Origin of the sequence: Methanolobus sediminis (assembly GCF_031312595.1) — an archaeon.
Lineage (GTDB): Archaea > Halobacteriota > Methanosarcinia > Methanosarcinales > Methanosarcinaceae > Methanolobus > Methanolobus sediminis.
Genome location: NZ_CP133592.1, coordinates 739,413 through 752,125, shown reverse-complemented (window position 1 = coordinate 752,125; position 12,713 = coordinate 739,413). Strand labels below are relative to the sequence as shown.

The 12,713-nt window shown below is 42.3% G+C and carries 13 protein-coding genes and 1 tRNA gene; 11 read left to right on the top strand and 3 right to left on the bottom strand.

Annotated elements, in window-relative coordinates; all coding sequences use genetic code 11:
* Positions 1 to 86 precede the first annotated feature (86 nt).
* The 3 genes from xseA to RE474_RS03430 are packed head-to-tail and all read left to right on the top strand — an operon-like array spanning position 87 to position 2,434.
* On the top strand, positions 87 to 1,316 hold the full coding sequence (gene xseA, locus RE474_RS03440) for an exodeoxyribonuclease VII large subunit (protein WP_309311588.1): 1,230 nt from the start codon (positions 87 to 89) through the stop codon (positions 1,314 to 1,316).
* A 5-nt stretch (positions 1,317 to 1,321) separates the two neighbouring features.
* Positions 1,322 to 1,627 carry an exodeoxyribonuclease VII small subunit gene (locus RE474_RS03435; protein ID WP_309311587.1) on the top strand — a complete coding sequence of 102 codons (306 nt, stop codon included), beginning with the start codon at positions 1,322 to 1,324 and terminating at the stop codon, positions 1,625 to 1,627.
* Between the two features lie 27 nt (positions 1,628 to 1,654).
* Positions 1,655 to 2,434 (top strand): class I SAM-dependent methyltransferase, encoded by a 780-nt coding sequence (locus tag RE474_RS03430; protein WP_309311586.1) that lies wholly within the window; start codon positions 1,655 to 1,657, stop codon positions 2,432 to 2,434.
* 53 nt (positions 2,435 to 2,487) lie between these two features.
* Here RE474_RS03430 and ccsA read toward each other — a convergent pair whose 3' ends face one another.
* Both ccsA and RE474_RS03420 read right to left on the bottom strand, forming a co-directional pair.
* Entirely contained in the window at positions 2,488 to 3,549 is a 1,062-nt protein-coding gene (ccsA, locus tag RE474_RS03425) for a cytochrome c biogenesis protein CcsA (RefSeq protein ID WP_309311584.1), read from the bottom strand.
* A gap of 4 nt (positions 3,550 to 3,553) precedes the next feature.
* Complete coding sequence (locus tag RE474_RS03420) at positions 3,554 to 4,612, bottom strand: heme lyase CcmF/NrfE family subunit (protein WP_309311583.1); 1,059 nt, start codon at positions 4,610 to 4,612, stop codon at positions 3,554 to 3,556.
* Positions 4,613 to 4,772: 160 nt separating this feature from the next.
* Between RE474_RS03420 and RE474_RS03415 the strand changes: the two genes are divergently transcribed.
* The 7 genes from RE474_RS03415 to RE474_RS03385 all read left to right on the top strand — a co-directional run bounded on the left by RE474_RS03415 (position 4,773) and on the right by RE474_RS03385 (position 10,143).
* Entirely contained in the window at positions 4,773 to 5,297 is a 525-nt protein-coding gene (locus tag RE474_RS03415; protein ID WP_309312198.1) for a CDP-2,3-bis-(O-geranylgeranyl)-sn-glycerol synthase, read from the top strand.
* A 68-nt stretch (positions 5,298 to 5,365) separates the two neighbouring features.
* Complete coding sequence (gene pyrE, locus RE474_RS03410) at positions 5,366 to 5,899, top strand: orotate phosphoribosyltransferase (RefSeq protein WP_309311582.1); 534 nt, start codon at positions 5,366 to 5,368, stop codon at positions 5,897 to 5,899.
* Positions 5,900 to 6,103: 204 nt separating this feature from the next.
* Positions 6,104 to 7,408, top strand: a complete 1,305-nt coding sequence (gene purD, locus RE474_RS03405; protein WP_309311581.1) for a phosphoribosylamine--glycine ligase — start codon at positions 6,104 to 6,106, stop codon at positions 7,406 to 7,408.
* Between the two features lie 30 nt (positions 7,409 to 7,438).
* Positions 7,439 to 8,344, top strand: a complete 906-nt coding sequence (gene argF, locus RE474_RS03400; RefSeq protein WP_309311580.1) for an ornithine carbamoyltransferase — start codon at positions 7,439 to 7,441, stop codon at positions 8,342 to 8,344.
* Between the two features lie 82 nt (positions 8,345 to 8,426).
* A tRNA-Leu gene (locus RE474_RS03395) sits at positions 8,427 to 8,514 on the top strand.
* 315 nt (positions 8,515 to 8,829) lie between these two features.
* Complete coding sequence (locus RE474_RS03390) at positions 8,830 to 9,477, top strand: hypothetical protein (RefSeq protein WP_309311579.1); 648 nt, start codon at positions 8,830 to 8,832, stop codon at positions 9,475 to 9,477.
* 87 nt (positions 9,478 to 9,564) lie between these two features.
* Positions 9,565 to 10,143, top strand: coding sequence for a flavodoxin family protein (locus tag RE474_RS03385; protein WP_309311578.1), 579 nt, complete (start codon positions 9,565 to 9,567; stop codon positions 10,141 to 10,143).
* Between the two features lie 23 nt (positions 10,144 to 10,166).
* On the opposite strand, the gene RE474_RS03380 is transcribed toward RE474_RS03385, so the two are convergent.
* Positions 10,167 to 10,988, bottom strand: coding sequence for a metallophosphoesterase family protein (locus RE474_RS03380; RefSeq protein WP_309311577.1), 822 nt, complete (start codon positions 10,986 to 10,988; stop codon positions 10,167 to 10,169).
* 298 nt (positions 10,989 to 11,286) lie between these two features.
* Between RE474_RS03380 and thrC the strand changes: the two genes are divergently transcribed.
* Positions 11,287 to 12,630, top strand: coding sequence for a threonine synthase (gene thrC / locus RE474_RS03375; RefSeq protein WP_309311576.1), 1,344 nt, complete (start codon positions 11,287 to 11,289; stop codon positions 12,628 to 12,630).
* The last annotated feature ends 83 nt before the right edge of the window (positions 12,631 to 12,713 follow it).

Sequence of the window (12,713 nt, the reverse complement as noted above, 5' to 3'; positions counted from 1 at the left end):
GATAGAGTTTATTCAATACTTTCACATTACTTCCCACTGGGTTTTATACTCCCGAAACATATTCTCTTAAAAGGCCGGAGATCTGAATGGGTATATACACCGTATCACAGCTGAATGAACACATAAAAAAGGTTCTTACAAGCGACCCGCAACTATCGCAGGTATGGGTTCGTGGTGAGATATCGAACCTGACCAAACATAGCTCCGGTCATTATTATTTCACGTTGAAGGACGGGAATGCGCAGATAAGCTGTGTCAGTTTCAGGATGACCAACAGAACACTGAAATTCGAGCCGGAATCATCAATGAAGGTGCTGGTATTCGGAACTGTTGATGTCTATACAGTTCGAGGTCAGTATCAGCTCAGGGTTCTTGATATGCGTCCTGATGGTATCGGTGAGCTTTACAAAGCATATGAACAGCTCAGGAACAGGTTACAGGAGGAAGGTCTGTTCGATGTTGTTCACAAGAAGAAGATCCCTCAGTATCCTTCCAGAATAGGTGTTATTACGTCACCAACCGGTGCCGCAATTCACGACATACTTCATGTACTCAGGCGCAAGTTCCCTGTGGATATACTGCTGAGTCCTGCGATAGTACAGGGTGAAACTTCCGCGGAGAGTATCGTAAAAGCCCTTGAATATCTAAACCGGACTGATGTAGATGTAATAATTCTGGGAAGAGGTGGTGGTTCCCTGGAAGACCTGTGGTCCTTTAATGAAGAAATTGTTGCAAGGGCCATATTTGATTCCGGGATTCCTGTGATTTCCGCAGTGGGACATGAAACCGATTATACAATTTCGGATTTTGTGGCGGATGTGAGGGCTCCAACACCATCAGCCGCCGCTGAGATTGCTGTACCTGAAAAAACCGGCCTGAAAAAACATGTTGAATCAGTGTCATCACGTATGCAGCAGGCTGCAATACATCTTATCGCTGATAAGCGGCATCATGTTGAATATCTTTATTCGCGTATAGAGCCGGAAAGATTTGCTGAAATCGTGCGGCGTGATATGCAGAGAATCGATGAACTAAGTTCCCGTATGGAAATGGCTTTTGGAAGGGCAATGGAATCCAGGCATGCTTCACTTAGCGGGCTTGCGGGCAGACTCAATGCAGTAAGTCCTTTGAACACTCTTGAACGAGGATATAGTATTGCTCTGAAAAGTGAGAGCCATGCTGTAATCAGAAGTGTTGATGACGTGGAAACTGAAGAGTCTGTTGATGTTAGATTGGTAGATGGTACTCTTGAGTGCAGAGTAACGGGTAGAAGGTCAGAGAAAATAAATAAGGCTGAAAATGGGAGTAGGAGCTGAATTTTATGGCAAGGACTAGGAAAAGTTCTGAAGAAAGCACAGATGTTGGTAAGCGCCAGATGAGTGACCTTATGGATAGTTCGGAAGATTCTGAGGCTATAAGTTTTGAACAATCTCTGGAAGAGTTGGAATCGCTGGTGGAAAAGCTCGAAAAGGGTCAATTAACCCTTGATGAGAGTCTCGGACTGTTCGAACGTGGAATGAAGCTTGCCCGTGTGTGCAACCAGAAACTTTCAAAGGCTGAAAGGAAGATCGAAATACTGGTAGAAGAGAATGGGAATCTCAAAACAGAGACATTTATTGAGGAATAAGGTCATTCAGGGTTAAGGAGGATTTCTGTGAAAAAGGGATTTGACGGTGAGAAGTACGAAAAGTTCTCAGCACCACAACAGGAGTGGGGCAGCAAAGTAATAGATGAGCTTGCCCTGAAAGGCGATGAACACATTCTTGATCTTGGTTGCGGCAATGGTCTTCTCAGCGCAAAACTTGCAGAAAAGGTTCCGGATGGAAAAGTAACTGGTATTGACAGTTCACCTTCTATGCTTGAACAGGCAAAAAAGCACAGGAAAGGCAATATGGATTTCTTACTGTGTGACATTACCGAGCTGGACTTTGAGGACGAGTTCGATGTTGTGTTCTCCAACGCTGCTCTTCATTGGGTAAAAGACCATTCTTTTGCTCTGCGTCAGATCAATCGCTCAATGAAAAGTGGCGGGATCATGAGGGTACAGTTTGCAGGTGAAGGTAATTGTATGAATCTGATTCCAGTCCTTAAAGGAATAATGTTTTCTCCGGAATTCAAGGATGATTTCAGTTCATTTGAATGGCCCTGGTACATGCCCGGCGCAGAAGAATACGGTGACTTGCTTGTAAGGTCCGGTTTTATGGGCATTCGTGCATGGATCGAAAATGCTGACCGCAATTTTCCTGATGAAGAATCTTATGTTGGATGGATAAACCAGCCAAGTCTTGTTCCTTTTGTATCTTTCCTCCCGGAGGATAAGGCTAGTCTTTTTGCAAAGCGTGTAATCAAAGAAGCAAAAGCGATAGCTGAGCAGGAAGGCGGGACTTATTTCGAGTACTTCAGACGTCTGAATGTATATGCTATAAAAAAATAGGGTGACAAGTGCTTTAAAAGCAATTGTCTTACTTAATATTTAGTTTTCAATTTTCAGTTATCTTCCAGATATCTCTTACCAAGTAAGAATATACTGCTTCCTGTGAGAATTACCAGGAATATGGCTATTATCAGTCCTTCTGTTGTGAAGTCCTGCCAGGAGTGCACAGAGGCCCAGATACCACTTCTTGTTACAAAGGTTGCAAATATCACCAGTATAAAAGATACTATTGCCATTAGTGGTGCCAGGAAACCATATTCTCCAAATCTTGAACGTGAATGTGCATGCAGATATGCTGTAGCAGTTATCCATGGTATGAGGGAAGATGTTTCCACAGGATCCCATGTCCAGTACCATGCCCCCCATCCGAGCACTTCATATGCCCAGAATCCTCCAAGACCAATTCCCAGTGTAAGGAAAAGCCATGCAATTCTCATCCAGTCCCTTGAGATGAGTGTCCAGCGGCTATCCTTGGTGATGAGATTAGCAACCGCAGCTGCAAAGGGGATAGTGAAAGCCGCATATCCCAGGAAAAGCATTGGCGGGTGGACTGCCATCCATGGATTTCTCAGGAGAGGGTTCATTCCCTGGCCGTAGGGCACATCATAGAGTGCAGCAAAAGGATTCCAGTTAGTTGGTTCTATGGAACCCGAGGGCAGAACTCTGAAAGCTGCAAATGGATTGTCTATTATAAGCAGTATCAGGAACACAGATACAATTGCCATGGTTACCATTGTGGTAATGTCCATGAGCTTCGATTCTGCAAATTCTTTTGTGTGCCCTGTATAGCGTACAAACATAAGCATCACAAGTATTCCCAACGCCCAGAGAAGGAGAGAACCCTGCTGACCTGCCCAGAATGCGGATATACGGTAGAACCATGAAAGATCGGTGCTTGAGTGGTTATACACGTATTCGTAGGATGCGTTCACACCCAGCAGGTGTATAACGAGAATCAGGGATGACAGTGCCACAGCAAGCGTACAGAGTATTTCCAGTTTTTTAGTTAGTATTCCTGATCGATGGTCAGAACTCAGATTGTATCGGATTGAAGCAAATGTGGCTCCCAGTCCGCAGATGAAGGCTATCCATATAAGTATCATTCCAAAATTCAAATCATCACCTCTTTCCCTTCACCCTATTTGCTTTACGCTTCTGAATTTCCTGCTGAAGCATACGGTCATATTTGTTTTCATTGTCTGTGCCATTGGCACTGCTTTTTTCTGATACGACACTGGTAGGGTCAATTGCTCTATCTTTGTTCCCGCGGTCAGTCAGGATCAGGGCAATGATACCTATTACCATAAGGTAGATGCCTCCCCAGAGGCAGTTGATGAACGGTACAGTTCTCATGTAAAGGTCAATCTCACCAGCCGATTCGTCAATAGCTCTAGGGGCTATGAAAAGTTCCTCGGTGAGTCCATGGTTAATGTAAGTAGTTGTGTATGACTGTCCCCACTTGAAATCGGTGATGTAGTTCACTTTTCCACTCTTAAAATACCTGCCATTTTTGTAGATATCAAAAATGACTTCTGTTGTATATGATGATGCAGGATAGTTCCTGAAAGCTTCTCCGCTGTAGTATGAGTTCATACTGTTCATTATAAGCTGGTAGTGTTGTCCGTCAAAACTTACTATCTCGCCGGAACCTGAACTAAGGACTGCGGAGCTTTCTATTTTCATGTTGGAACTGAGTATTATGCCAAGCAGGATTAGCAGTATTCCAACATGGATAACATGTGCGCTTATACTACGTATCTTATTTTTTGTTGAAGCATTCTGTTTACCGAGAACTATTCTGTATATGCGGTAAAAGGCTGTCAGGAGGGCTACTATCAGTATTGGCAGGGAAATATCAATTGGAGTATTTCCAAACGGTGCCAGCACTGCAAAAATAATCGAAAGCACCACTGAACCGGTTACTATGGGTACAATGTATTTTTTATCTGCATATCCTATTAGCATGCATGTGCTTAAAAGCAGCACCAGTGCAGCAACAGGTAGTGCGGATCTGGTGTTATAATAGCCGGGATCAAGACTTATTTCCACGCCGTTTACAAGCTTTGCGATAAGGGGAGTCAGCATTCCCATTGTGATGATAGTCGCCAGTATGAGAAAAGTGACAACAGTCGCAAGCATTGTATTACTTGTTGTCAGGTCAGGTATTTTGTTTTTCATCTCGCGGGAAATTTTAGTGTACAATGTATTTATAGTTAGAGCTATTTTATCCGTTGTACTCTGATATATTAAACAATGGTATTGCAAACGTAAATTGCAAAAAAGAGTTTTCAAAGAGGCTTGTTACTTGATAGAGATAATTATCACTGCTGTCTGGCTGATGCTTCCTGCATACATTCCAAACTCCATGGCTGCTGTTTTTGGCGGTGGCCGTCCTATAGATGGTGGCAGAACGATGTCTGACGGGCGTCGCATGCTTGGAGATGGAAAGACCTGGCGTGGTCTTATTGCAGGTACTGTGTGCGGAATGTTACTTGGCTTGTTGCAAATGTATTATCTTAGCAGAAGCAGCAGTATATTTGGTGTTGAATTGCCATCCTTCGGTGAAGGTATGGGTGCTATGCTTGTAATATTCACCCTTGCATTCGGCTCGCTACTGGGTGATATGTCCATGAGTTATTTCAAACGCAGGATGGGATACAAGAGAGGTGCTGCTTTGCCTGGTGTTGATCAGCTTGATTTTGTCATGGGTGCATGGCTTTTGACATTAATTACTTCACCTGCATGGTTTTTGGGTAACTTTACTTCCGGTATTATCCTTACTTTGCTTATCGTAACTCCTCTGCTGCATTTTGTAACTAACGTTATAGGTTACTACATTGGGGTTAAGAACGAGCCCTGGTGATTGACAGAGTTTAACAATTATCAAACAAATAATCTATTTAACAATTATTAGCAATTATCGGTGATCTTATGTCTGAAGGGAATGGCAAACGTACATTAATTGATGCATTAAAGGCATGTGGTGCAGTCAAATTTGGTGATTTCACACTTGCTTCAGGAAAGAAAAGCAGTTACTATATTGATATTAAAAAGGCAAGCACGGATCCTAAGACCTTAAAGGTAATAGCAAAGGAAGCAGGAAAGGTCATAAAGGGTCTGGATATCGATGCTGTCGGTGGAGTTGTGCTTGGTGGTGTTCCACTTGCAACTGCAGTTTCAATGGAGACTGAGCTTCCTCTGGTACTCATTCGTAAGTCTGAGAAAGAATATGGTACCGGTGGACGCTTTGTAGGGGATTTCCAGGAAGGTTCAAAAATACTGCTTCTTGAGGATGTAACTACAAGCGGTGGTTCTGTGATGGATGCTATTGTGGCAATTCGTGAAGCTGGTGCTGTTGTTGACAGGGTCATCACTGTTGTTGATCGTGAGTCCGGAGCGGAGAAGAGCCTGAGTGATATTGGTGTTAAACTTGTTCCTCTTGTAAGGGCAAGTGATCTCATTTGAGATATATCTAAAGTATCGTTTGAAGTAGCATAATAACATCCGAATAAAAGACAAGTTATTTATTACAGGAATTAGAACACTCTGATATTCTAATTCCTATTTATAATACAAACAAAAACATCTCTGATCAATCAAATACCGATGTATTACATCTAACAATCCGATAATATTTTTCTGATAAATTCTGATAATGAGGTTTCATAAATGAATATACTAGTAGTTGGTGGCGGCGGAAGAGAGCATGCTATCGTAGCAGCAATTGAACGTAGCAGGCAAGACCCGTCCATCTATGCGGTGATGTCAAAGAAGAACCCGGGCATTGCTGCTCTTTGTGAAGATTATCTCCTTGAAAAGGAGACAAACGTTGAGAAAGTTGTCGAGTATGCTGTTTCCAAGAACATTGAGCTTGTTGTGGTTGGTCCGGAAGCACCTCTTTCAGTTGGTCTTGCAGATGCCCTTGAAGCAGAAGGCATCAGCGTTGCAAGTCCTAAACAGAAAGTTGCACAGCTTGAGTTTGACAAGGCATGGGCACGTAACTTCATGAGGAACAACAATATTGCAGGCTGCCCTGTTTTCGATGTTTTCACAGATAAGGCTGCAATGGATGCTTTTATTGATGAGCTTGGAAATGTTGCTATCAAGCCTGCAGGTCTTACAGGTGGAAAAGGTGTCAAGGTAATGGGTGACCAGTTACCTGATGTTAAGGCTGCAAAAGAGTATGCAGCAAGTCTTCTTGACATGGGAAGCGTTGTCGTTGAGGAGAACCTTGTTGGTGAGGAATTCACACTTCAGGCTTTTGTTGACGGTAAGAACCTTGCTTTCATGCCAACAGTCCAGGACCACAAGAGGGCATTTGAGAACGATCTCGGACCAAACACCGGTGGAATGGGTTCCTACAATGCAGCAGGTGAAATTCTTCCGTTCCTGACCGCTGAGGATGTTGAGAGTTCAAAGCAAATAATGAAGGACACCATCAAGGCACTCTACAAGGAGACCGGACAGGAGTACAAGGGAACACTCTACGGTCAGTTCATGATCACAAAGGACGGTCCGAAGGTCATTGAGTTCAATGCACGTTTCGGTGACCCGGAGGCAATGAACGTATTACCTCTTCTTGAGTCAGATTATGTTGATGTGCTGGCTGCAATGGCAAGCGGTACACTTGATAAGATCGATGTGAAGTTCAGCAACAAGGCAACAGTGTGCAAGTATGCTGTCCCTGCAGGTTATCCTGATGATCCTACAAAGGACAGGGAAGTCACAGTTGGTGATATTGGTGACGCGATCCTTTTCTATTCAAGCGTTTACGAGAAGGATGGAAAGGTTTACACCACAGGTTCAAGGGCTGTTGCTGTTGTAGGTGTTGCTGATTCAATTGAAGAGGCAGAAGAGATCGCCCAGAATGCTCTGGAGAATCTTTCCGGTGACCTTCATTACAGAAGTGATATAGGTAAGGCATTCCTTATCCAGAGGCGTATTGACCATATGAATGAAATACGCGGGCAGTAGTTTTATTAGTTATACAGTGAGGGTTTAAGTATGAAACACCTGATTTCAATGGCAGACCTGACTCATGATGAGATCAATGAGTTACTCGATATGGCGGAGGATCTTAAGGAGAAACGCCTGAGGGGTAAGGTCACAGACCTGCTAAAGAATAAGAGTCTCGGCATGATCTTTGAAAAGTCATCTACACGTACCCGTGTGTCTTTTGAGGTTGCTATGTGCGACCTTGGCGGGCATGCTCTCTATCTCAACGCCAGGGATATGCAGCTTGGCAGAGGTGAGACTGTAGGGGATACTTCCGAGGTTCTTTCAAGATACCTTTATGCTATTATTGCAAGGGTCTATAGCCATGAAACGGTGAAACAGCTGGCAGAGCATTCCTCAATTCCGGTTATCAATGCGCTTTCGGATAAGGAACATCCATGCCAGATTCTTGCTGACCTTCTCACTATCCGCGAGTATAAGAGCAAGATCGCCGGTCTGAAGTATGCATGGGTTGGCGACGGGAACAATGTTTGTAATTCTGCTATTATCGGTGGCGCTCTTATGGATATGGAAGTCGCTGTTGCATGTCCTCCCGGATATGAGCCGGATGAGGATGTTGTTGAGCTTGCCAGGGAACTTGGCGGAAAGATTACTATCACCAATGATCCATATGAGGCTGCAAAGGATGCAGATATCCTTTATGCTGATGTATGGGTTTCCATGGGCGATGAGAATGAGCGTGAACAGCGCCTGAAAGACCTTGCACCATACCAGATCAATAGTGAACTGGTGGAGCAGGCTAAACCTGATGTCATCGTTATGCACTGTCTCCCTGCACACCGCGGTGAGGAAATAAGTGCAGAGGTTATGGATGGTCCTCATTCAGTTGTTTTCGACCAGGCTGAGAACCGCCTGCACGCCCAGAAAGCTCTCCTTATGAAAATGATGGCATAATGCCACCGTTTTCACCAAACCTTTTTAACTTTCCAAACACAAAGTTTAACTAGAAAAAGCGCTACTAACCAACGTTCACAATGCGGGAGTTGCCCAGCCTGGCCAAAGGCGCTAGGTTCAGAGCCTAGTCTCGTAGGAGTTCATGCGTTCGAATCGCATCTCCCGCACCAGATTACTTTTTTTGATTATTGTAACTGTATTTTTGTTGGTGTAGTAGTATAATATTTCTAAAAATGTAATATTTGAGTTCAGAGAAAAGTAAATATACATCTAAAAAGCAAATTACCTTCAATGGTTGCTCTTAATTCTTCTGATGTGCTAGCAAGCGATATCTCTATATTTAGTATTATCACAATTTTACTAAGTATTCTTGCAATTTTAATTTCTATTTTAGGTTATTTAGATAACAAGAAAAATGTAAAAATTAATGAGAAAAATCTTGCTTTTGTATAGAAAAACAAAAGCGTAAAGAGGAATTTGAATTTTTGCTGAAGGCATTAAAGGAAACATCTGATAAATTAAAAGATCTTCCTATGTATGTTTACATTGCTTATTTAGATGATTTTGTTTTAAGTGTAACAAGAGATGTTTATGAAAATAAAAAACTAGTGTTATCATTTGAATTTACTATTCTACAATGTAAGGACAAAATAGCGATTAATACAATTGAAATTGAAAAAGATATTATAAAAATGATTAAACAACACTCAAAAGCTTGGAAGGATGAAAAAGTAATGTTTGGAATTAACTTATTTTTCCAAACAAATCAAAACTTGAATTTGGGTGAATGGTTTGACATAACCGATCTATTTTGTGGTTTTTCTCATTTGGAAGAAATAATTGAAGACTTAAGGAATTTCGATCTTTTGTTAGGGTCTTTTGATCCTGACATTATATATATTATAGCTCAAAATAATAATGATTTATTAAATCTTTTTTATGAAGGATTAAATTCAAAAATAAATCAAGTGGAATTCAATAGTGATATGAAGCCTTCAGAGATTGAAACCTATATCTATGATGCACTAAATTATACTCAAATGCGTGATAAAGCTGAATATATGTCCACTGACATTAGGAAAAGAGTTGATGATTTAAGAAAGGAAATTGCTGTGCATGTTTTAGCAAAATAACGTATGTTGCTAGTTTAATATATTTTCTAGACTCATTCTTTTTTAGATTTAACCTACAATAACAACCCACAAAAAGAGGAACACACCATGAAAGTAGTTGCAATAAACGGAAGCCCACGTAAAGAAGGAAACACAGCAGCAATGCTGAAAAGACTCACATCCAAGCTCGAAGCTGAAGGGATAGAAACCGAAACGATCCATATTGGCGGGAAGAAGGTTCACGGATGTACGGCATGTATGAAATGTTTTGAGAAAAAGAACAATCTTTGTATTTTCGATGATGATGGCATCAATGAGTGTATCACAAAGATGAAGGATGCTGACGGAATTGTGATCGGCTCACCAACTTACTTTGCTGATGTGACAACCGAGACAAAGGCGCTTATTGACCGTGCAGGATATGTATCTCTTGCAAACGGCGGGTTCTTTGTGAGAAAAGCCGGTGCAGCAGTCGTGGCAGTTCGCAGGGCAGGTGCGGTACATGCTTATGATTCCATCAATCACCTGTTCGGAATCACCAGCATGGTAACCGTGGGTTCATCTTACTGGAACCTTGGTATAGGACTTCATCCGGGAGATGTCAATGAGGATGAAGAGGGTATGAGGACAATGGACAACCTTGCATCTAACATGGCATGGTTGTTGAAGAAGATCAACTCTGAGTAAAATCACGAAATACTAACAGGAATTCAACTACCCGGGTTGAATTCCTTCAACTTTACCCTGTCATCGACAATTTCGATATATTCCAGTTTATGTTCGTCACCAAATCCCCAGCTTCCGGTATTTGCAACCATTTTATCATCATCGACGTATGCCTCATGGGTATGTCCGTATATCAGGTACTGTTCAGGATGCATGTCTAACATCAAATGCCTGTTATCTGTGCTGGCAAGCTCTCTGATCGGTCTGAATATCTTATTCTTCTGGTAGTCCCTGATCCTTATTTCAGGTGGCTGTTTCATAGCCATGAGTGCAGACTTAGGTTCCTTGGGGAAATTTTTCAGGCTATTCAATAACGAGCGTTTAGACAGCATTATGTCCCATAGTTTATTTGCTGCAATGCCAGTATTATCTCCGGCAAGACACATGTGGTCGCAGAAACTCTCATACATTTTCATGGATTTGTAATATGGGCTACACAGCACTTCCAGCTGGTATCCGTGAAAAAAGAAGAATTCCTGTTCCCTACTCCTTATCACCACTTGTTTTTCAATATTGAACGGCAAATAATTTTTAAAAGCACTATCAAGGTGAAGGAGAGAATAATCATGGTTCCCTGCGATATAATGGACCTGAGTTCCCTTCAGCATCCTGCTTATGTAGGTCATTGTTCCCGAGAAATCCGTAATCGCTTCTGTGAAATCACGTCTCCATATTTCTATAATATCGCCCAGCAGTACAAGATGTTCTATCTTCCTGCCCTTCAAATATTCTATGAAATCAGTAAATTCACTTTCTTTTGCTCCCTCCATACCCAGATGAGCATCAGAAACAGCCACTATTGTCATAAATTCATCCCCTTGATCCTGCACAGTAATTAAATTTGGCAGAGACCTGTTAACTCACGATCTAATATATTTTCTAGCAAAGTTAGAACAATCATAATGATGTTCTTACATGCAACCCCCAGTATATTATGAAGTCACTATTTTTATTTTTATCTGTGTCGGAGTATTCTTATGTTTTAACAGTCCTATAAGAATTTGCTCAATAGCAAGGTATTCATACTTATTTATCCTTTAAAGTCCATAATCTGGTTTATATTATAGCCGTATTAATCCCTATCAACTTAAATTCCTGGTTAAAATGAAACTCTACAGCACAAATCTTAACACACCGGAAGTAAGCTTTCAGGAAGCTCTCATTACCGGACTTGCACCGGACCGCGGGCTTTACATGCCAAAGAGCCTTCCAGGCTTCTCAAAGGAAGAGATCGATTCCTTCAAGGATGCTCCATATCCTGAGATCGCTTACAGAGTACTGAGCAAAGTACTTGAGGGTGAGGTCGACGATGAGTCACTCAAAGCCATCACATATGACGCTTATGACTACGATGTTCCGCTTGAACAGGTTGATGAGCAGACCTACATCATGAGACTTGACAGGGGACCCACCGCATCCTTCAAGGACTTCGCAGCCCGTATGATGGCAAGACTCATGCAGTATTACCTTAGCAAAGAGAACAGAAGCCTGACCATCCTCACCGCAACATCAGGTGATACAGGCAGCGCTGTTGCCGATGCATTCTATGGTCTTGACAACATTAAGGTCATTGTACTCTTCCCGACAGACGAGGTATCCGACCGCCAGCGCAAGCAGATGACAACACTTGGCAAGAATATAACCGCCATCTCAATTGATGGTAAATTCGATGACTGCCAGGCAATGGTAAAGCAGGCATTTGCAGACGAGGATCTCAAACACCTGAATCTTTCATCAGCAAACTCAATAAACATCGGTCGTCTTGTTCCCCAGTCTATCTACTACATCTACGCTTACGCAAAACTCAGGGACTATCCGGAGGAGATCATCTACTCCATCCCATCCGGTAACTTCGGTAATATGATGGGCTGTGTCCTGGCAAGGACCATGGGAGTTCCTATCAAGAAAATAATCGCCTCAGTCAATGAGAACAACGAGGTTCCAACTTTCCTGACTACAGGCAAGTATGACAAGATCGTACCTTCAAAGAACTGTCTCTCCAACGCAATGAACGTTGGTCACCCAAGCAACCTTGCAAGGCTCATCGCTGTTTACGGTGGAGTAATGGATGAGCAGGGTAACATCAGCAAAGAACCTGATATGGATAAGCTCAGGAATGACATTTATTCCAGCTCAGTAACTGATGATGAAACAAAGGCAACTATCAAGGAAATTTATGAGACGTACAACATCCTTATCGAGCCGCATGGTGCAGTAGGAATAAAGGGGCTTCTTGACTTCAGGGCACAGTCAGGTGACAACACACTTGCAGTAACCCTTGAAACAGCAGACCCTGCCAAGTTCCCTGAACATGTCAAAGCCCAGACGGGTGTTGAACCAGAACTTCCGGAGAGCCTGAAAAAGGTTGAATCAAAGGACGAGTTCATGGATTACCTTGGAACAGAGTATCCTGCTTTCAAGAAATATCTTCAGGAAAAGCTCGAATAAGCTTTTCTTTACTTTCTTTTTTAATTGTGTCAGGTCGCAATGTTAATTAGTTTTATTATTTTGTTTAGCTTCAACTTTCAGCA